Below are 19,597 nucleotides of genomic sequence, written 5' to 3'. Positions count from 1 at the left end.
GCGACTGTCGGCCGGCGCCCCCCTCGGACGAGGGAGCGGCCGCGGACTCCCCCGCCCGGTCGGGGCCCGGCCTGGCCGTCGGCCTCGTGGTCATCGCCCTGCACACGGGTTCCATGCATCTGCCGTCGCCGCTGGCCGGCCGCCTCGTCGAGCGATTCGGCGCCGCCGCGACAAGCGTGGTGACGGCCGGCACGCTGCTCGCCGTGGGAGTGACCGCCGCCCTCGCGCCCGGCCGCTCCATCACCCTGATCAAGCACGCCTGTGGCCACCCGCGCCAAGGTCCAGGGGCTGGTCGACGTCGTCGTCCTGTACGGCGCCCTCGCCTTCGCGGCCGCGCCCGCCGCCCTCGCGGCTCAGCAGGCCGCCGACCGCGCCACCCGGAAGCCCACGTCGTCCACCCGGTAGGTCGGGTGGCTGCGGCGGCGGGCCGAGGAGCGGCAGCTCCAGGGTTCGTCGAACCAGCCGCCGCCGCGCAGGACGCGGTACGAGCCGTAGACCTCGGCGTCGTAGACGTCCCAGCACCAGTCCCAGACGTTGCCGAGCATGTCGTGCAGGCCCCACGCGTTGGGGCGCTTGCCGCCGACCTCGTGGAGGCGCTCGCCCGAGTTGCCGCGGTACCAGGCGATCTCGTCGAGCGGGGCGTAGTGCGGTCCCGTGGTGCCCGCGCGGCAGGCGTGCTCCCACTCTGCCTCGGTCGGCAGCCGGTAGCCGTCGGCGGTCGAGTCCCACTCGACGGTCTCGTCCGGGCCCAGGCGGTAGGCGGGCGTGTGGCCGTCTCGGAGCGACAGCGCGTTGCAGAAGCGGACCGCGTCCCACCAGGAGACTCCCTCGACCGGCAACCGATCCCCGCGGCCAGCACCCGGCCACTCCCCGGTGACCGCCCCGTACAGCTCCTGCGTGACAGGGAACGCCCCCAGCAGGCAGGGCACGACCTCGACCTGCCAGCTGCGCCGCGTCCGGCGGTCCGACAGCGTGACCCGGCCCGGCGGGACCGCGATCATCTCCGGCCGTGGGTTGTCAGTGGTCATCGGCCGACGGTCCCGGCCAGGCGCTCCGCCGTCAGCGCCACCGTCGCGTACGGCATGGGGAAGCTGCCGCCCATCGCGTCGATGGCCGCGCCGACCGCGTCGAGGACCCGGGACACATCGTCCGGCGGAAGCCGGGTGAGGGCGCCCTGTGTCGGCAGCTGGTCCAGCCAGGCGTCCTTCGTGTACGTCGCCTCCCAGTCGAAGCGCCACTCCTCGGGCTCGCCGAACGCGCCCGTCTCGCGGATGCCGTCGGCGGCCTTGGTGAGCAGCGACCAGTAGCCGTCCCCTGCCTGCTTCGGTGTCGCGCGGACGTCGATGGGCGAGTCGGGGGCCACCCTCTCGTAGGCGTCGGCGAACGCCTCCGCGACGGCGCGCGGCGGCTCCGGCACGTTCCAGAACGCCACGAGTCGGCCCCCGGGCCGCAGCACCCGCGCGGCCTTCACCGCTCCCGCGACAGGGTCCACCCAGTGCCAGGACTGGCCGGCGGCCACCACGTCGAACTCCCGGCCCGCCGGGTCCCAGGCCTCGAACGTCGCCACCTCGGCCGGTACGCCGAACCGCCGCGCGAGGTCCGCCATCCGCTCGTCGGGCTCCACGCCGAGCACGGTGCAGCCCACCGCGCGGAACTGCCGGGCGGCGATGCCGGTGCCGCAGCCGACGTCCAGGACAGCGGGCGGGCGGCCGGTGGACGTACGGGACACCACGCGGTCCACCAGAGCGTCCGGGTAGCGGGGGCGCGTCCGGTCGTAGCGCTCGGCGTCCGCGCCGAAGGATTCCGCCGTCCGACGGTGTCGGTGGGGCTCGTCACCTGGGATAGTGGGCATGTGCCCACTCTGGTGGGCGCGTGCCCACTCGTCAAGGGAGGTCCGGGTGCCGACAGGAGTGGCCATCCGCGATGTGCGCGAGCAGCTGTTCGCCGCCGCCGAGCGCGTCCTGCTCCGGGCCGGGCCGAACGCGCTGACCAGCCGCGCGGTCACCACGGAGGCGGGGTGCGCCAAGGGTGTCCTGCACCGGCACTTCGCCGACTTCGACGCGTTCCTCGCCGAGCTGGTGCTCGACCGCGTCCGCGGGGTCGAGGACCGGGGCGCGGCGCTGCGGGCCGCCGCGGGGACGGGCACCGTCGTCGACAACGTCACGGATGCGCTGACGGACCTCTTCGGGCCCCTCGCCCTGGGCGTCCTCGGTCTGATCACCGCACGGGACGCGCTCCGCGCCCGGCTGCGGCGGACCACGCCGACGGGTGTCCCTCTCCTCACGGAGGCCGGGGTCGCCCTCGCCGGTTACCTCGCGGCGGAGCGCGCACGCGGCCGGCTCGCCCCTGACGCCGACACCGACACGCTCGCGTTCACGCTCGTCGGCAGCGGGCACCTGCTCTTCGCGGGCCGCGAGGACGCCTCGCGGGACGCCGTCCGGAAGGTGGTCCGCTCGGTGGTCGCCGGCGTCGTACGGGAGTCGTGATGGTCGTACGGGAGTTGTGATTTCGGGGCGGGGCGGGGCGGGCCCCGGGGTCACGTAGGTCGTTGCGTCTGCGGGTGAGAGCTTGGCGTGCCGCCCGACGACGCGCGGGGCAGCAGTCGCGCGGGGACGACCACCGGCCCCGGGTCCGTCGTGTCGCCGTCCTCGATCAGGTTCACGAGGAGGGCGACGGCGGCGTGCGCGGTTCGTTCCGGGTCGAGGGTCACCGTGGTGACGGGCGGTTCGGTCGTCGCGTAGGCGGGGTCCTCGCTCGCGCACACCACGCGCAGGTCGTCGGGGACGCGCAGCCCGTGCCGGGCCGCGGCGGCGAGCAGCTGGTGGCCGCCCGGGTCGTACGCGGCGTAGACGGCGTCGGGGCGGTCACGGGCGCCGGTGTCGCGGGCCCCCAACAGCGCGTCGAACGCGTGCCCGTGGGCGTCGGCCGCGTCGAAGGGCACGACCAGCGGGGCCGCGCCGCGCTCGCCGCACCACCGCTCGTACGCCGCCGTCACCGCGCGGGCGTAGTGCTCGTCGCCGTTGCCGGACTGGAGGGCGATCCGGCGGGCGCCGGAGGCGGCGAGGTGGTCGAGGACCGTGCGGGTGGTCGCGTCGTGGTCGTTGTCGACCCAGTGGTCGCCCGGGCGCGGGTCGCCGGGCACGCCGTCGAAGACCAGCGGGATGCCGCGGGCGCGCAGCGCGCGGACCATCGGGTCGCCGCGCGGACTGTCCATGATCAGCATGCCGTCGACGGCGAGACCGTGCCAGGAGTCGTCGGCGGCGCGGTCGGCGGGGAGCGTGGTGAGGGCGTAGCCGCGCGTGTGGGCGGCCGAGGTGGCGGCCGTGACGGCACGTGAGAAGTAGGCGATCTCCGTGTAGTTCCACGCGGTGGCGAACGTGGTGACGGCGATGCCCAGCGTGCGGCAGCGCGGCGGGCCCGGGGCGCCGTAGCCGAGCCGCGCCGCGGTCTCGCGGACGCGGCGGCGGGTGGCGTCGCCGACCCTGCCGGTGCCGTTGAGCGCGTGCGAGACCGTCGCCGTCGAGACCTCCGCGGCGCGGGCTATGTCGGCGAGAGTCGGCCCTGGCACGCGGCACATCGTACGGAATCCGTCGTCGGCGGCGGGTTCTGGTTAACGGATTACTCGTCGAGGGTTCCCTCCAGTTCTCTCCAGCCCTACCCGCCACCGCTACCCGTTGGAGTGTGGTCGTGTCCCCGTCGTACGCGTCTTCGTCCTCTGCCCTTCCCCGGCGCGGCCTCCTGGCCGCCGCAGGGGCCGCCGGTGCCGCCGTCGCCGTCGGCGCGCCCGGCGCCGGCGCCTCGTCCCGGCGCCGGTCGGCCGCCCTCGTCGTGCACAACGCCCGTGTGTTCACCGGCACTTCGAGCCGCGCCCGGCACGATGCGGTGGCCGTCGGGCGGGACGGGCGGATCCTCGCCGTCGGCACGGACGCCGCCGTCAAGCGCTTCGTGGGCCGTGACACCGACGTCGTGGACGCGCGGGGCGGCACCGTCATGAGCGGCGTCCACGACGGGCACGCCCACCCGATGGACGCCGCGAGCCGTTCGCTGCGCCCTTCGCTGGCCGGCGCCGAGCAGACCGTCGAGGAGCTGCGGAAGACGCTGACCGGGTTCCTCCAGGACTCGGCGGAACAGGAGCCGGACGGGTGGCTGGTCGTGGAGGACTGGAACCCGGTCGGGCTCCTGCCGCACGGCACCGCCCCGCACCACACCATGCTCGACGCCCTGCCGACGCGGCGCCCTATAGCGCTGCGCGGCGGCGACGGACACAACCTGTGGGCCAATCGGCGCGCCCTGGACATCGCGAAGATCACCGCGTCCACCCCGGACCCGGTCGGCGGCAAGATCGTGAAGGGCGCGGACGGGAAGCCGACCGGGGTGCTCAAGGACGACGCGCAGCCACTCGTCTCCCGGCACATCCCCGAGCCCGACGAGACACAGTTGGCGCAAGCAGCGGCGAAAACTCTCGCCGAGGCCGCCGCGTCCGGGATCACCACCTTCATGGAAGCCGTGGTGGGGCGGGCCGAGCTGAAGCTCTATCAGCGGCTCGCCGAGTCGGGGCAGCTGCTCCAGCGCATCGTGCCCGCCCTGCGCGTCGAGACCGATCTGACGACGGATCCGGCCGCCGCGGTGGCGTACGCGAAGGAACTGCGCGCGGAGTTCGAGGACGTACGCGGACTGCGCTTCGGCACGGTCAAGGTCTTCCTCGACGGCGTCATCGAGCACCCGGCGCAGACCGCGGCCCTCCTGAAGCCCTACCTCGACAAGGACGGCAGGCCGACCGGCCACCGCGGCGACCTGTACGTCTCGGCCGCCGACTACGGACGGCTGAGCGCCGCCTTCAACGCCGAGGGCTGGCAGATGCACGCCCACGCCATCGGCGACCGCGCCGTGCGCACCTCCCTCGACGGATACGCGTACGCCCTTCGGAAGACGGGCCGCCGGGATCTCCGCAACACCACGGCGCACCTCCAACTGGTCGACCCCGCCGACCTCCCCCGCTTCGCCGCGCTCGGCGTCGTCGCCTGTCTGCAGCTCCAGTGGGCCGCCCGCAATACCTGGACCATGGACGCCCTGCTGCCCTACATCGGCGCGGAGCGGCACCGGTGGCAGTACCCGGCACGCAGCCTCGAAAAGCGGCGCGCGGCGCTCGCGGGTGGCTCGGACTGGCCGGTCGACCCTCTGCAGGTCTGGAACCAGATACGCACCGCGATCGACCGTACGGGCATGGAGGGCGAGGGCGACCTCTACCGCGCGCAGGAAGGCATCAGTCGTACGTCTTCCCTGCTCATGCACACCTCGGGCACCGCGCGTCAACTCCGTATGGAGCATGTCACCGGGACCGTCGAGCGGGGGAAGGCGGCCGATCTCGTGGTGCTCGACCGCGATGTGACGCGGTGTCCGGTGGCCGATATCGGCTCTGTCGACGTGCGCCTCACGCTCGTCGGGGGCACAGTGGTGCACGACGCCGAGTCGTCGGCAGGACGCGCGGCCGCCGCCCGAGCGACGCGGGCGGCGGCGGGGCCCCGGCCCACGGCGTTCACTTCGGTGCACGGCGGGCGGCACGCCTCGTGCGGCTGCGGCTGAACTGCCGCGCGGCGAAAGGGGCCGAAAAGCCCCCCGGACGGCGGCTCCTCGAATGGCCTACCCCAGCGCACACTTCATCTCATATCTGAGATAGCCTGCGACTCATGGCAGACGACTACCTCGTACGCATCGGCAAGCTCATCCGTGACGCCCGGCAGCACCGTGGCTGGACACAGACGCAGCTCGCCGAGGCGCTCAGCACCAGCCAGAGCGCCGTGAACCGCATCGAGCGGGGCAACCAGAACATCAGCCTTGAGATGATCGCCCGAATCGGCGAGGCCCTCGACAGTGAAATCGTCTCGCTCGGGTACGCGGGCCCCATGCATCTGCGAGTCGTCGGCGGCCGCCGGCTCTCCGGCTCCATCGACGTCAAGACGAGCAAGAACGCGTGCGTGGCGCTGCTCTGCGCGTCCCTCCTCAACAAGGGCCGCACGGTGCTGCGCCGCGTCGCCCGCATCGAGGAGGTGTACCGCCTCCTGGAGGTGCTCAACTCCATCGGCGTACGCACCCGTTGGATCAACGACGGCGTCGACCTGGAGATCGTGCCGCCCGCCAAGCTGGAGATGGACGCGATCGACGCGGAGGCCGCGCGCCGCACCCGCTCGATCATCATGTTCCTCGGCCCGCTGCTGCACCGCATGGACCACTTCAAGCTGCCCTACGCGGGCGGCTGCGACCTCGGCACGCGCACGATCGAGCCACACATGATCGCGCTGCGCCGGTTCGGCCTGGACATCGCGGCGACCGAGGGGCTGTACCACGCCGAGGTGGCGCGCGACGTCTCCCCCGACCGCCCCATCGTCCTCACCGAGCGCGGGGACACCGTCACCGAGAACGCCCTGCTCGCCGCCGCGCGCAGCGCCGGCACCACGGTGATCCGCAACGCCTCGTCGAACTACATGGTCCAGGACCTCTGCTTCTTCCTGGAGGCGCTGGGCGTCGAGGTCGAGGGCATCGGCACGACCACGCTGACCGTGCACGGCGTGCCCACCATCGACGTCGACGTCGACTACTGCCCCTCCGAGGACCCGGTCGAGGCGATGAGCCTCCTCGCGGCCGCCGTCGTCACGGAGTCCGAGCTGACGGTGCGCCGGGTGCCGATCGAGTTCCTGGAGATCGAGCTCGCGGTCCTGGAGGAGATGGGCCTCGACCACGACCGCTCGGCGGAGTACGCGGCGGACAACGGCCGCACCCGCCTCATCGACCTCACCGTGCGCCCCTCCAAGCTGGAGGCGCCCATCGACAAGATCCACCCGATGCCGTTCCCCGGCCTGAACATCGACAACGTCCCCTTCTTCGCGGCCATCGCGGCGGCGGCGCAGGGCAAGACGCTGATCCACGACTGGGTCTACGACAACCGGGCGATCTACCTCACGGACCTCAACCGCCTCGGCGGCCGCCTCCAACTCCTCGACCCGCACCGGGTCCTGGTAGAGGGCCCCACCCGCTGGCGCGCCGCCGAGATGATGTGCCCGCCCGCACTGCGCCCCGCCGTGGTCGTCCTGCTCGCCATGATGGCGGCGGAGGGCACGTCCGTGCTGCGCAACGTGTACGTGATCAACCGCGGTTACGAGGACCTGGCGGAGCGGCTGAACTCGGTGGGGGCACAGATCGAGACGTTCCGGGACATCTGAGCCCCGAGATGTCGTGCGCGGGCATGGGCGTGGCGTCGGACGCCACGCCCATGCCGGTGTTCCGGTACCGCCCCGCCGACTACTGCCCGGAAGCCGCGAGTTCCTTGAGGTCGACCGTCTCGCCCTTGTCCGGGGCCTTCGGGCTCACCGGCTTGTCGTAGTCGCCGAACGTCGCGTCATTGGGGGTGTCGCCCCCCTTGGTGGTGACGCGGAGGATGTACGGCTTGCCCTCCGTGGCGACGTACATCGTGTTCGTCTCGCCGCCGGAGCCCTTCTTCGTCAGGGCGATCGCGTCCTTGCCGTCGACGGACGTCGTGTCGCCCTTCTTCATGCCCTTGCGCTCGGACTTGTTCTCGTCCATCGACGCGACCAGGCCCTGCTTGTCGCACAGGCCCGAGGTGGAGGCGTCGTCGGCGGGCATCTTGACCCACTTGTCGACGACCTTCGACAGCACCTTGTCGGAGCCCGACTGGCCCTTCAGGGCGGTCTTCCAGTACTCCTCGTTGCCGCGCATGTACAAGGTGGCGTTCGTGTGCCGCACCTCGGCCTTCGAACCGCCGGTGCCGATCGTCCCCTCGCAGTTCTTCTCCTGGTCGACCGCGATGTCCAGGCTCACCGGCTTGCCGTTCTGCCGCATGTCGCCCTTGATGCGCATGGAGTCGGCGCCCTTGGTGGCCTTCACCGCCTTGGCGGCGATCTGGTCGGCGCTGTCCCCGGCGAACGGCTTGTCGGAGCCGCCTCCGTCGTCGCTGTCGCCGCAGCTCGACAGCAGCGCCGCCGCGAGCACCGTAACTCCGATGACACCCGAAACCCTTCGCGTACGCACGTGGTGACCCCTCCTGCGGAACTCTCGGACGTTCCGTGTCCCACGACCCCGGTGGCCGCGGTCGCCGTCGGGTACCCCACGCTTGACCCATTGCACCCGGTAGCAGGCATTCCGCCTTTCGGGAGCGTTTCGGGAGCCTTGCGGAAGCCTTTCAGGAGGATGACCGGAAGAGTCCGGGGTCAGTCGAGCACGGCCGTTCCGTCGAGCTCCACCAAGGCCTCCTCGTCCCACAGCCTGACGACGCCCACCACCGCCATCGCCGGGTAGTCGCGGCCCGCCAACCGGTGCCAGATCCGGCCCAGTTCGGGCGCGTGCGCGCGGTAGTCCGCGACATCCGTGGCGTAGACGGTGACGCGGGCGAGGTCGGCCGGAGTGCCGCCCGCGTGGCGCAGGGCGGTGAGGAGGTTGGTCAGCGCCCGCTCGAACTGCTCGGGCAGGGTGGCGCCGGTGACCTTGCCCTCGCTGTCCAGCGCGGTCTGCCCGGCGAGGAAGATCAGCCGGGAGCCGGTGGCGGTGACGGCGTGCGAGAAGCCCTTGGGCGGGGAGAGTTCGGCGGGGTTGACGCGGTCCAGGCTGCTCATGCGGGCGGCTCCTCCGGGTGGGTGTGCGGCTGCGCGTCGGGTCGGGCGTACAGCTCCTTGGCGATGATCGTGCGCTGGACCTCGCTCGCCCCCTCATAGATGCGGGGCGCCCGCACCTCGCGGTAGAGGTGTTCGAGGAGGTGCCCGCGGCGCAGGGCGCGGGCCCCGTGCAGCTGGACGGCCGCGTCGACCACGTACTGGGCGGTCTCCGTGGCGATGAGTTTCGCCATCGCGGCGCGCCGGGCGATGCCGGGGCCCTGGGGCCCTTCCCTGTCGTACGCCGCCGCTGCCGCGTACACCATCAGGCGGGCCGCCTCCGTGCGCGTGGCCATCTCGGCGACCTGGTGGGCGACGGCCTGGAGGTCCTTCAACGGGCCGCCGAACGCGGTCCGTTCGGCGGTGTGGGCCAGTGTGGCGTCGAGCGCGGCCTGCGCCATGCCGACCGCGAACGCGCCGACGCTCGGCCGGAACCGGTTGAGCGTGGTCATCGCGACCCGGAAGCCGCGGTCCACCTCGCCGAGCACGTCGGCCTCGGTGACCCGCACGCCGTCGAAGGCGAGGGCGCCGATCGGGTGCGGGGAGAGCATGTCGAGGGGGGTGCCGGTGAGGCCCGCGCGGTCGGCGGGGACCAGGAACGCGGTGACGCCGCGGGCTCCCGCGCCGGGCGACGTACGGGCGAAGACGGTGTAGAAGTCGGCCTCGGGGGCGTTCGAGATCCAGCACTTCTCGCCGGTGAGGCGCCAGCCGCCGGAGCCGTCGGCCGCCGCGGCGAGGTGCAGGGCCGCCGCGTCCGAGCCGGCGTCCGGCTCGGAGAGCGCGAAGGCGGCGACGGCGTGGCCGCGGCGGACCTGGGGCAGCCACTGTTCCCGCTGGGTGGGGGTGCCGTAGGTGTGGACGGGGTGGGCGCCAAGACCTTGCAGGGCGAAGGCCGTCTCCGCCTCCGTGCAGGCGTAGGCGAGGGACTCGCGGGTCAGGCAGAGGTCGAGAGTGCCGGACGCTCCGCTGTGGGGGCCGGTTCCAATCCGCGGGCCGGTGGGGGCTGGTCGCGCCCCTGCGGCGGAGCCGCTCATGTCACCGCCCCGCGCCCCTGGGGGGCCTTCGTCCCCCTCGAACAGGGAATGCAGCAGGCCGAGTTCGCCCAGCGCCGCCACCAGCGGGCGGTTCACCTGGCCCGGCTCGCCCTTCTCCGCCAGGGGGCGCAACCGCTCGGCGGCGAGGGTGCGCAGCTCCGCGCAGCGGGCGGTTTGTTCAGGATTGAGCGAGAATGCCGTCATCCCGGTCCCCTCCTTTATCGCGCACCGTTGACTGTCGTCACCATCACGATACGCTCATGGAGCGAGCCCACCACAGCGCCCGTCCGGCAGGCAAGGGGGCAGAGCCGCCATGGAACCCACCGGCAATCCGGCCGAACCGGGGCTGACACCGTCCGGTCACGTCGACACCTTCGCCCGGGACCATCTGCCGCCGCGCGAGCGGTGGCCCGCACTGGTCCACGACCGCCCCGAGCTGCACTACCCCGACCGCCTCAATTGCGGCGCCGAGCTCCTGGACCGGAGCATCGAGCGGTTCGGCGCCGAGCGCCCCGCCTTCCACACCGCGCCCGTCCACACCGCGCCCGTCCACACCGCGTCCGTCCCCGCCCCGTCCGTCCCCGCCGCGTCCGGCGAGACATGGACGTACGGCCTGCTGAGGCAGCACGTCGACCGGATCGCGCACGTGCTGACCGACGAGCTCGGCGTACGGCCCGGTGAGCGCGTCCTGTTGCGCGGGCCCACCACACCGTGGCTCGCGGCCTGCTGGCTCGCCGTGATGAAGGCGGGCGCGGTCGCCGTGACCGTCCTCGCCCAGCAGCGCTCGCAGGAGCTCGCCACCATGTGCGGGATCGCCGAGGTACGGCACGCGCTCTGCGACGTCCGGTCGGTCGACGACCTGATCAAGGCGGGTGTGCCGGGGCTGAGCGTCACCACGTACGGCGGGGAGGGTCCCGACGATCTGCTCGTGCGTGCCGCCCGGCAACCGGCGGTCTACGAGGCGGTGGCCACGGCGGCCGACGACGTCGCGCTCATCGCGTTCACCTCCGGCACGACGGGCCGGCCCAAGGGGTGCATGCACTTCCACCGCGACGTGCTCGCCATCGCCGACACCTTCGCGCGGCACGTCCTCAAGCCGGTGCCCGACGACGTCTTCGCGGGCAGCCCGCCGCTCGGCTTCACCTTCGGACTCGGCGGTCTCGTCGTCTTCCCGCTGCGCTTCGGCGCGTCGTCGGTCCTGCTCGAACAGGCCGGGCCCAAGCAGCTGTTGTCCGCCATCGGACGGCACGGGATCTCCGTGCTCTTCACCGCGCCGACCGCGTACCGCACGATGCTCGACCAGCTGGACGGGCACGACATCTCCTCGCTGCGCCGCTGCGTCTCGGCCGGTGAGAACCTGCCCGCGGCCACCTGGCAGGCCTGGCACCGGCGCACCGGCCACCGGATCATCAACGGCATCGGCGCGACGGAGCTGCTGCACATCTTCATCTCCGCCGCCGACGACGACATCAGGCCCGGCACGACGGGCCGCCCCGTGCCCGGGTGGCACGCGCGCGTGGTCGACGACTCCGGCGCCCCGGTGCCGGACGGCGAGCCCGGACTGCTCGCCGTGCGCGGCCCGGTGGGCTGCCGCTACCTCGCCGACGACCGCCAGCTCCAGTACGTACGGCACGGCTGGAACATCACCGGCGACACCTACGTCCGCGACGCCGACGGCTACTTCCGCTATGTCGCCCGCGCCGACGACATGATCATCTCGGCCGGTTACAACGTCGCGGGCCCCGAGGTCGAGGAGGCCCTGCTCCGCCACCCCGACGTCGCCGAGACCGCGGTCGTGGGGCGCCCCGACGAGCTGCGCGGTCAGGTGGTCGTGGCCCATGTGGTCCTGCGCGAGGGGGCGACGCCCGACGCCGACCGGCTGCGCGAGTTCGTCAAGGGAGAGCTGGTGCCGTACAAGTGCCCGCGCGAGATCGTCTTCCTGGACGCCCTGCCGAGGACGGCGACGGGGAAGCTGCAGCGGTTCAGGCTGCGCGCCGCGTCCCCGGCGGAACCGGGCCCGTAGAGTGATCACGTGTCCGAGCAGCACACCCCACGGTCCCTGATCGTCACCTTCTACGGCGCCTACGGCCGGGCCGCACCCGGCCCCGTCCCGGTGGCCGAGCTGGTGCGCCTCCTCGCGCCGGTCGGCGTGGACGCGCCGTCGGTGCGGTCGTCGGTGTCCCGGCTCAAGCGGCGCGGCCTGCTCGTGCCCGCGCGCACGGCGGCGGGCGCCGCGGGATACGCGCTCTCGCCCGACGCGCGCCAGCTCCTGGATGACGGCGACCGCCGCATCTACGGCACCGAGGTCGCGCGGCGGGGCGGCGGCTGGGTCCTCGCCGTCTTCTCCGTGCCCGAGGCCGAGCGCCAGAAGCGGCACGTGCTGCGCTCCCGCCTCGCGGGCCTCGGCTTCGGCACGGCGGCGCCGGGTGTCTGGATCGCCCCCGCGCACCTCTACGAGGAGACCAGGCACACCCTGGAGCGGCTCCACCTCGCGCCGTACGTCGACCTGTTCCGCGGCGAGCATTTGGGCTTCGCACCGACGGCGGAGGCGGTCGCGCGCTGGTGGGACCTCGCGTCCCTGGCCAAGCAGCACGAGGCGTTCCTGGACCGCCACGAGCCGGTGCTGCGCTCCTGGGAGGCCCGCGAGGGCGCTCCCCCGCCGCCCGATGAGGCGTACCGCGACTACCTCCTCGCCCTCGACTCCTGGCGCCAACTCCCCTACGCCGACCCGGGCCTGCCCGCCGACCTGCTGCCCGCGGACTGGCCCGGGGACCGCTCCGCCGCGGTGTTCGCCGCGCTGGACGGCCGGCTGCGGGAGGCCGGGGCGCTGTTCGCACGCCCCGCATAGGCTGGCCCCCGATTCGGTGATCATGTGTCGGTCGGGAGGCGGCGGATGGGCGAGGACGTGCTGCGCTGGAGCGGGTACCGCGTCGTGCCGTGGAAGAACGGTGGCGGTACGACCAGGGAGGTCGCGGACGGCACCGGCTGGCGGGTGAGCGTCGCGGACGTGGCCGGGGACGGCCCCTTCTCGGTGTTCCCCGGGACCGACCGCGTGATCACCGCGGTCGAGGGCGACGGCATGCTGCTGACCGTGGCCGGGGCCGCACCGCGGACGGTCGAGCCGCTGCGCCCCTTCGCCTTTCCCGGTGACGCGGCGACGGACTGCCGGCTGGTGAGCGGCGCGGTGCGCAATCTGAACGTGATGACCCGCAGGGGCCGCGCGACGGCCCGCGTGCGGATCGTCACCGTCACCGCCGGACGAGACACGGAGACGGCGGGCGAGGCGGGCGAGACCCTGCTCGTCATGGCTGTCACGGAGGGGATCGCTGTCGGTGGACAGGACGGGCCGGGGACTCCGCTCGGCCGCCTCGACTGCGTGCGCCAAGACGGCCCGGGCACGCTGACGCTGCGCGGTGCCGGCACGGTGGCCGAGGTCAGGATCACCGCGCCGCGCTGATCCGGGCCCTCAGCCGCCCAGGGTCAGTCTCGGCTTGGGGGCGTCCGTGCGCCCCGTCTGGGGCCGCCGGCTCCCCGCGCGGTACTGCACGGGCCAGCTGACGCCCGGCCCCGCGTAGCCCTGTTCGGCGGCGGCGTGCAGGGTCCAGTGCGGGTCGTAGAGGTGCGGGCGGGCGAGGGCGCAGAGGTCCGTGCGGCCCGCGAGGAGCAGGGAGTTGACGTCGTCCCAGGAGGAGACGGCGCCGACCGTGATCACGGGTATGCCGGTGCGGTTGCGGATGCGGTCGGCGTACGGCGTCTGGTAGGAGCGGCCGAAATCGGGCCGTTCGTCGGAGACCACCTGGCCCGTCGACACATCGATCGCGTCGGCCCCGTGCGCCGCGAACGCGCGGGCGATCTCGACGGCGTCGGCCGCCGTGGTGCCGCCGTCGGCCCAGTCGGTGGCGGAGATGCGGACCGTCATGGGCCTGCCGTCCGGCCACACCTCCCGTACGGCGTCGAAGACTTCGAGGGGGAAGCGGAGGCGGGCCTGGAGTGAGCCGCCGTACGCGTCCGTTCGGTGGTTCGTGAGCGGGGAGAGGAAGCCGGAGAGCAGATAGCCGTGCGCGCAGTGCAGTTCGAGGAGGTCGAAGCCGGCGAGGTCGGCGCGGCGGGCCGCCGCGACGAACTGTTCGCGGACCGCGGTCAGTCCGGCGCGGGAGAGTGCGCGGGGGGTCTGGCTGCCCGGCTTGTACGGGAGCGGTGAGGCGGCGTCGAGCGGCCAGTTGCCGTCGGGCAGCGGTTCGTCGATGCCCTCCCACATCAGCCGTGTGGAGCCCTTGCGGCCCGAGTGGCCGAGCTGGACGCCGATCGCCGTGCCGGGCGCCTGCGCGTGGACGAAGTCGGTGACGCGCCGCCAGGCGTCTGCCTGTTCGGCGGTGTAGAGCCCGGCGCAGCCCGGTGTGATGCGGCCGCGCTCGCTGACGCACACCATCTCGGTCATGACCAGGCCCGCGCCGCCGAGTGCCCGCGCGCCCAGGTGCACCAGGTGGAAGTCGCCGGGGACGCCGTCCACGGCGGAGTACATGTCCATCGGGGAGACGACGACGCGGTTGCGGAGGGTCAGGTCGCGCAGCCGGAAGGGCGTGAACATCGGCGGGGTGCCTTCGGGGCAGCCGAAGTCGCGCTCGACGGCGCGGGTGAACTCCGCGTCGCGCAGCCGGAGGTTGTCGTGGGTGACGCGGCGGCTGCGGGTGAGGAGGTTGAACGCGAACTGGCGGGGCGGCTGGTCCAGGTGGTCCGGCAGCCGCTCGAACCACTCCAGGCTGGCGCGGGCCGCGCGCTGGGTGGAGGCGACGACGGGGCGGCGCTCCGTCTCGTACGCCGTGAGGGCGCTCGGGACGTCGGGCTGTTCCTGGAGGCAGGCGGCGAGCGCGAGGGCGTCCTCGACGGCGAGCTTGGTGCCGGAGCCGATGGAGAAGTGCGCGGTGTGGGCGGCGTCGCCGATCAGCACCGTGTTGCCGTGGGACCAGCGGTCGTTGACGACCGTGCGGAAGTTGATCCAGGCGGACTTGTTGCCGCGCAGCGGGCGGCCGCCGAGCGCGTCGGCGAAGATCTTGGCGCAGCGTTCGGTGGACTCGCGCTCGTCGAGCTCCGCGAAGCCCGCGGCCTGCCAGACCTCTTCGCGCATCTCGACGATGACGGTGGAGGCGTCGGGGTCGCGGGAGTACGGATAGCCGTGCAGCTGCATGACGCCGTGCTCGGTCTCGGCGATCTCGAACCGGAACGCGTCGAAGGCGAAGTCCGCGGCCAGCCAGATGTAGCGGCAGCGGTGCGTCGTGAGGCTCGGCCGGAAGACGTCGGCGTGCGCCTCGCGGGTGAGGCTGTGCACGCCGTCCGCGGCGACGACCAGGTCGTACGCCGTGGACAGCTCGGCGGCGGGCGGTGCCTCGGTGCGGAAGCGGAGCTCGACGCCCAGGCCGCGGCAGCGCTCGTGCAGGATCTCCAGGAGCCTGCGGCGGCCGAGCGCCGCGAAGCCGTGGCCGCCGGAGGTGTGCCGCAGGTCGCGGTGGACGATGTCGATGTCGTCCCAGCGCACGAACTCGGCCTGGAGGGCGGCGTATACGGCGGGGTCGGCGTGCTCGATGCCGCCGAGGGTCTCGTCGGAGAGGACGACGCCGAAGCCGAAGGTGTCGTCGGGTGCGTTGCGCTCCCAGACGGTCACCTCGCGGTCGGGGTCGAGGCGCTTGAGCAGCGCGGCGGCGTAGAGCCCGCCGGGACCGCCGCCGACGACGGCGATCCGGTGGGGGGCGGCCATGGTCATCGCCCCTGCCACTTCGGCGGGCGCTTCTCCGTGAAGGCCGCGTGGAACTCGGCGTAGTCCTCGCCGTTCATGAGGAGGGCCTGGGTGGCCGCGTCCAGTTCGACGGAGGCGGCGAGCGGCATGTCGAGCTCGGCGGTGAGCAGCGCCTTCGTCTGTGCGTACGCGAGGGCGGGGCCGTCGGCGAGGCGGCGGGCCAGGGTCTGCGCGGCCTCGGCGGCCCTGCCCTCCTCCGTCAGCTCGCTGATGAGGCCGATCCGTTCGGCCTCGGGGGCGCGCACCGGTTCGCCCAGCATGAGGAGCCGGGTGGCGTGGCCGAGGCCGACGACGCGGGGCAGCAGATAGGCGGCGCCCATGTCGCCGCCGGAGAGGCCGACCCGGGTGAAGAGGAAGGAGAAGCGGGCCGAGGGGTCCGCGACGCGGAAGTCCGCGGCGAGGGCGAGGACCGCGCCGGCGCCCGCAGCCACCCCGTGCACGGCGGCGACCACGGGGAAGGGGCACTCGCGGATCGCCCGGACGACCTGGCCGGTCATGCGGTTGAAGTCGAGGAGCTGGGCGGTGTCCATGGCGAGTGTGGCCCCGATGATCTCGTCGACGTCGCCGCCCGAGCAGAAGCCGCGGCCCTCCCCGCCGAGCACGAGCGCGCGCACGGACCGGTCGCGGGAGAGCTCGGCGAGCAGGTCGCGCAGGTCGGCGTAGGCGCCGAAGGTGAGGGCGTTGAGCTTGTCGGGGCGGGCGAGGGTGACCGTGGCGACCCCTTCGTCGACGGCGAGTCGCAGGTGCCGCCAGTCGGGGGTGCGGGTCGCGGAGCCGGTGAAGGGACTCATCAGGGTGCGGCCTCCTCGGCCTGGGGGGCTGGAGTGCGCGGGCGTGGCGCGGAAGCGGGGCGGGTGTCAGGGGGCGCCACTTCGAAGTTATCACCCTTCTGTGACTGTCGTCAGGAGTGCGCGATACAACGGCCGTGCGAGGGTGTCACCGTGCAGGGTCGTACGTCCCGGGGACGCCCGACCGTCGGCCCTGCCGCCACAGCGCTTAGGATTCGTACGGTTGAAAGCAGGACCGCTTGCCTGCCCTGAACGGACCCGCCTTGCACGAGCCCCCCTTCCCCGCCTCCTGGCGCATCGCGCTGCCGCACACCGCGGCGGCGGTGCCGGTCGCGCGCGCCCTGGTCCGTACGGCGCTCAACGACATCGAGATGTCCGCCGACACCGACACCGCCGAGCTCCTCACCGCCGAGCTGGTCGCGAACGCCGTCGAGCACACCGCGGGGCACGACCCCATAGAGCTGGTGATCGAGCTCCTGCCGACCGGCTGCCAGGTCGAGGTGCACGACTCCAACCCGCTGCCGCCCGGCGACCTCACCGCCCCGGAGCCGCCCGAGGAGCCGGACCCCTGGCAGGAGCACGGGCGGGGCCTGCTCCTGATCCGCACCCTCAGCTCGTCCTGCGGCCACCGCCCCACCGCGTCCGGCAAGGCGGTCTGGTTCACCCTTCCCGCGGCTCCCCCGCGGCCCCGCCACTGACCGGGACCTCGCCCCGGCCGAGCCTGGAGTGGCCGCGGCCGTAGAGCGCGTAGACCACGGCGCCCACCGCGAGGAACACGGCGAACTGCAGCCATGTCGTCCAGCCCGTGCCCCAGATCAGATAGAGGCAGAAGCCCACGCCGAGGACCGGGCTGACGGGGTACAGCGGCACCCGGAAGGTGCGGCGCAGGTCCGGGGCCGAGCGGCGCAGCGCGAGCACCGCGATGTTCACCACGGCCATGATCGCCAGGGTGCCGATGGTGGTCAGGCTGACGACGACGTCGAGCGACGAGAAGGCGGCGGGCACGGCGACGACCGCCGCGACGATCCAGGTGTTGGCGACGGGTGTCGCGGTCCTCGGCGAGACGCGTTCGAAGACGCGCGGCATCAGGCCGTCGCGGGACATCGACATCAGGATGCGGGTCTGGCCGTACATGACGGCGAGCACCACGGAGGCGATGGCGACGACCGCGCCGAAGGCGATGATGCCGCCGCCGACGGTCGAGTCGGTGACCTGGTTGACGACGAGCGAGAGGGCGGCGGGCTTGTCCGCGACGGCGTCGGAACCGAGCGCGCCGATGGCCGCGAGCGCCACGGCGACGTAGAGCAGCGTGACGACGCCGATGCAGATCATGATGGCGAGGGGGATGTTGCGCCGCGGGTTCTTGACCTCCTCGCCTGCCGTGGTGACCGCGTCGAAGCCGATGAAGGAGAAGAAGGCGAGCGAGGCGCCCGCGGTGATGCCGGAGACGCCCGCGCCCGCGAAGGGCGTGAGGTTCCCGTCCTCGAACGCGGTGAACGCGACGGCCAGGAAGAGCAGCAGGATGCCGATCTTCAGCACCGCCATGGCCGCCGTGGCGCCGGCGCTCTCGCGGATGCCGCGCACCAGGAGGAGGGCGGCGAGCAGGATGACGACGACGGCGGGCAGGTTCAGGACGCCGCCCTCGCCGGGCCCCGCGGAGAGCGCGGCGGGCAGTTCCCAGCCGGTGAGGCTGTGCAGCAGCTCGTTCAGGTACTGGCTCCAGCCGACCGCGACCGCGGAGACCGAGACGCCGTACTCCAGGAGCAGGCACCAGCCGACGAGGAACGCGGTCCGCTCGCCCAGTGAGGCGTACGCGAACGAGTACGAGCTGCCGGAGACCGGGATCGCCCCACCCAACTCCGCGAACGAGAACGCGGTGAAGATGCAGGTCACGGCGGCGAGGACATAGGAGACCGCGACGGCGGGGCCGGCCTCGGCGACCGAGTCGGAGAGGCCGACGAAGATGCCGGTGCCGACGATGGCGCCGACACCGAAGCACACGAGCTGGAAGAGCCCCATGGTGCGCCTGAGGCCGTGGCCCTCGAGGTCCGCCCCCGATTCCGCGACGAGCTGGTCGGGGGACTTGATGCGAAGCCCATTGGTGCGTGTGGGGCTCATGGGGTGGTTCTCGTTTCCGGTGGTGCTGGGGTGGTGCTGGTGCTGCGAAGGTGGTGGCCGTCGGGGGTGTGCCGTCAGGTCAGGGTCGCGACCAGGACCGCCTTGATCGTGTGCATACGGTTCTCAGCCTCGTCGAAGACGACGGAGTGTGCCGACTCGAAGACCTCGTCGGTGACCTCCAGGGCCTCCAGGCCGTACGTCTCGTGGACCTCGCGTCCGACCTGGGTGCCCAGGTCGTGGAAGGCGGGGAGGCAGTGCAGGAACTTCACGTCGGCGTTGCCGGTGGCGCGCAGGACGTCCATCGTCACCGTGTAGGGCGCGAGGGCGGCTATGCGCTCGGCCCACACCTCCTTGGGCTCCCCCATCGACACCCATACGTCGGTGCCGACGAAGTCCGCGCCCCGGACGCCCTCCTCGACGTCCTCGGTGAGCGTGAGGCGGGCGCCGCTGGCTGCGGCGAGCTCGTGGGCGCGCGCGACGATGTCCTCGGCGGGCCAGTAGGCGCGGGGCGCGACTATACGGATGTCCATGCCGAGCAGGGCGCCGGTGATCAGGTACGAGTTGCCCATGTTGAAGCGGGCGTCGCCGAGGTAGGCGAAGGCGGTGCCGGTGAGGGGCTTGGTGCCGTGCTCGGTCATGGTGAGCATGTCGGCGAGCATCTGGGTGGGGTGCCAGGAGTCGGTCAGGCCGTTGTAGACGGGCACGCCCGCGTGGGCGGCGAGCGTCTCGACCGTGTCCTGCGCGTCCCCGCGGAACTCGATGGCATCGAACATCCGGCCGAGCACCCGGGCGGTGTCCTTCGCCGACTCCTTCTTGCCGATGTGCGAGCCGGACGGGTCGATGTACGTCGTCGATGCGCCCTGGTCGGCGGCGGCCACCTCGAAGGCGCAGCGGGTCCTCGTCGAGCTCTTCTCGAAGATCAGCGCGATGTTCTTGCCCCGCAGCCGCCGCGTCTCGGTCCCGGCCTTCTTGGCCGCCTTCAGCTCGGCGGCCAGGTCGATCAGGCCGCGGAACTCGTCGGCGGTGAAGTCCAGCTCCTTGAGGAAGTGGCGGCCGGTGAGGTCTGTGGCCATGAGGCGCTCCAGAGTGCGGGATAAGGGTGACGGAACACGTTGACATTGAAACTATATACGACGCTCCACATTTATATACAGGCGCCCTGCGCCCGCCGTACCGGGCCCTGTGCTCCCCGTACCGGGCCCTGCG

The 19,597-nt window shown here is 72.9% G+C and carries 18 protein-coding genes; 8 read left to right on the top strand and 10 right to left on the bottom strand.

Annotated elements, in window-relative coordinates; translation table 11 throughout:
- The first annotated feature begins 261 nt into the window (after positions 1-261).
- Positions 262-405: a hypothetical protein gene (locus ACZ56E_RS15260; RefSeq protein ID WP_471214370.1), complete on the top strand. Its 144-nt coding sequence runs from the start codon at positions 262-264 to the stop codon at positions 403-405.
- Here ACZ56E_RS15260 and ACZ56E_RS15255 read toward each other — a convergent pair.
- Together ACZ56E_RS15255 and ACZ56E_RS15250 are read right to left on the bottom strand one after the other, a co-directional pair.
- Positions 354-1,028 (bottom strand): formylglycine-generating enzyme family protein, encoded by a 675-nt coding sequence (locus ACZ56E_RS15255; RefSeq protein WP_471214369.1) that lies wholly within the window; start codon positions 1,026-1,028, stop codon positions 354-356. The genes ACZ56E_RS15260 and ACZ56E_RS15255 overlap by 52 nt on opposite strands.
- Positions 1,025-1,852, bottom strand: coding sequence for a class I SAM-dependent methyltransferase (locus tag ACZ56E_RS15250; protein WP_471214367.1), 828 nt, complete (start codon positions 1,850-1,852; stop codon positions 1,025-1,027). The genes ACZ56E_RS15255 and ACZ56E_RS15250 overlap by 4 nt, the downstream gene beginning before the upstream one ends.
- Positions 1,853-1,898: 46 nt before the next feature.
- Here ACZ56E_RS15250 and ACZ56E_RS15245 point away from each other — a divergent pair, with 46 nt between their 5' ends.
- Positions 1,899-2,486, top strand: a complete 588-nt coding sequence (locus ACZ56E_RS15245) for a TetR/AcrR family transcriptional regulator (RefSeq protein ID WP_471214366.1) — start codon at positions 1,899-1,901, stop codon at positions 2,484-2,486.
- 50 nt (positions 2,487-2,536) lie between these two features.
- Here ACZ56E_RS15245 and ACZ56E_RS15240 read toward each other — a convergent pair whose 3' ends face one another.
- Complete coding sequence (locus ACZ56E_RS15240) at positions 2,537-3,577, bottom strand: LacI family DNA-binding transcriptional regulator (RefSeq protein ID WP_471214365.1); 1,041 nt, start codon at positions 3,575-3,577, stop codon at positions 2,537-2,539.
- Between the two features lie 110 nt (positions 3,578-3,687).
- Between ACZ56E_RS15240 and ACZ56E_RS15235 the strand changes: the two genes are divergently transcribed.
- Positions 3,688-5,583, top strand: a complete 1,896-nt coding sequence (locus tag ACZ56E_RS15235) for an amidohydrolase (protein WP_471214364.1) — start codon at positions 3,688-3,690, stop codon at positions 5,581-5,583.
- 104 nt (positions 5,584-5,687) lie between these two features.
- Positions 5,688-7,217: a helix-turn-helix domain-containing protein gene (locus ACZ56E_RS15230; RefSeq protein WP_468602597.1), complete on the top strand. Its 1,530-nt coding sequence runs from the start codon at positions 5,688-5,690 to the stop codon at positions 7,215-7,217.
- A 79-nt stretch (positions 7,218-7,296) separates the two neighbouring features.
- On the opposite strand, the gene ACZ56E_RS15225 is transcribed toward ACZ56E_RS15230, so the two are convergent.
- The 3 genes from ACZ56E_RS15225 to ACZ56E_RS15215 all read right to left on the bottom strand — a co-directional run bounded on the left by ACZ56E_RS15225 (position 7,297) and on the right by ACZ56E_RS15215 (position 9,898).
- Entirely contained in the window at positions 7,297-8,043 is a 747-nt protein-coding gene (locus ACZ56E_RS15225; protein ID WP_471214362.1) for a hypothetical protein, read from the bottom strand.
- A 179-nt stretch (positions 8,044-8,222) separates the two neighbouring features.
- Entirely contained in the window at positions 8,223-8,624 is a 402-nt protein-coding gene (locus tag ACZ56E_RS15220) for a RidA family protein (protein ID WP_471214361.1), read from the bottom strand.
- On the bottom strand, positions 8,621-9,898 hold the full coding sequence (locus ACZ56E_RS15215; protein ID WP_471214360.1) for an acyl-CoA dehydrogenase family protein: 1,278 nt from the start codon (positions 9,896-9,898) through the stop codon (positions 8,621-8,623). Before ACZ56E_RS15215 ends, ACZ56E_RS15220 begins: the two co-directional genes overlap by 4 nt.
- A gap of 109 nt (positions 9,899-10,007) precedes the next feature.
- Between ACZ56E_RS15215 and ACZ56E_RS15210 the strand changes: the two genes are divergently transcribed.
- From ACZ56E_RS15210 to ACZ56E_RS15200, 3 genes are read left to right on the top strand one after another with little or no spacing between them, the layout of a single operon-like run.
- Complete coding sequence (locus ACZ56E_RS15210) at positions 10,008-11,717, top strand: AMP-binding protein (RefSeq protein ID WP_471214358.1); 1,710 nt, start codon at positions 10,008-10,010, stop codon at positions 11,715-11,717.
- 9 nt (positions 11,718-11,726) lie between these two features.
- The gene (locus tag ACZ56E_RS15205) at positions 11,727-12,542 is read left to right on the top strand and encodes a PaaX family transcriptional regulator (RefSeq protein ID WP_471214357.1); all 816 of its coding nucleotides are present in this window, start codon (positions 11,727-11,729) and stop codon (positions 12,540-12,542) included.
- A gap of 45 nt (positions 12,543-12,587) precedes the next feature.
- A complete protein-coding gene (locus tag ACZ56E_RS15200; protein WP_471214356.1) occupies positions 12,588-13,151 on the top strand; it encodes a HutD/Ves family protein in 564 nt (187 codons plus the stop codon).
- A 9-nt stretch (positions 13,152-13,160) separates the two neighbouring features.
- On the opposite strand, the gene ACZ56E_RS15195 is transcribed toward ACZ56E_RS15200, so the two are convergent.
- Positions 13,161-15,446, bottom strand: a complete 2,286-nt coding sequence (locus ACZ56E_RS15195) for a bifunctional salicylyl-CoA 5-hydroxylase/oxidoreductase (protein ID WP_471214355.1) — start codon at positions 15,444-15,446, stop codon at positions 13,161-13,163.
- Between the two features lie 2 nt (positions 15,447-15,448).
- Positions 15,449-16,276: an enoyl-CoA hydratase family protein gene (locus tag ACZ56E_RS15190; protein WP_398305536.1), complete on the bottom strand. Its 828-nt coding sequence runs from the start codon at positions 16,274-16,276 to the stop codon at positions 15,449-15,451.
- 245 nt (positions 16,277-16,521) lie between these two features.
- On the opposite strand from ACZ56E_RS15190, the gene ACZ56E_RS15185 reads away from it, so the two are divergent.
- Positions 16,522-16,971 (top strand): ATP-binding protein, encoded by a 450-nt coding sequence (locus tag ACZ56E_RS15185; RefSeq protein WP_471214817.1) that lies wholly within the window; start codon positions 16,522-16,524, stop codon positions 16,969-16,971.
- Here the strand turns inward: ACZ56E_RS15185 and ACZ56E_RS15180 are convergent.
- Positions 16,934-18,391: an amino acid permease gene (locus ACZ56E_RS15180; RefSeq protein WP_471214353.1), complete on the bottom strand. Its 1,458-nt coding sequence runs from the start codon at positions 18,389-18,391 to the stop codon at positions 16,934-16,936. The genes ACZ56E_RS15185 and ACZ56E_RS15180 overlap by 38 nt on opposite strands.
- Before the next feature lie 74 nt (positions 18,392-18,465).
- Positions 18,466-19,464 carry an ornithine carbamoyltransferase gene (gene argF, locus ACZ56E_RS15175; RefSeq protein ID WP_471214352.1) on the bottom strand — a complete coding sequence of 333 codons (999 nt, stop codon included), beginning with the start codon at positions 19,462-19,464 and terminating at the stop codon, positions 18,466-18,468.
- Positions 19,465-19,597 lie beyond the last annotated feature (133 nt).

Source organism: Streptomyces sp. NPDC039480 (genome assembly GCF_055597165.1).
This window is presented reverse-complemented; position numbering and strand designations above follow the sequence as displayed.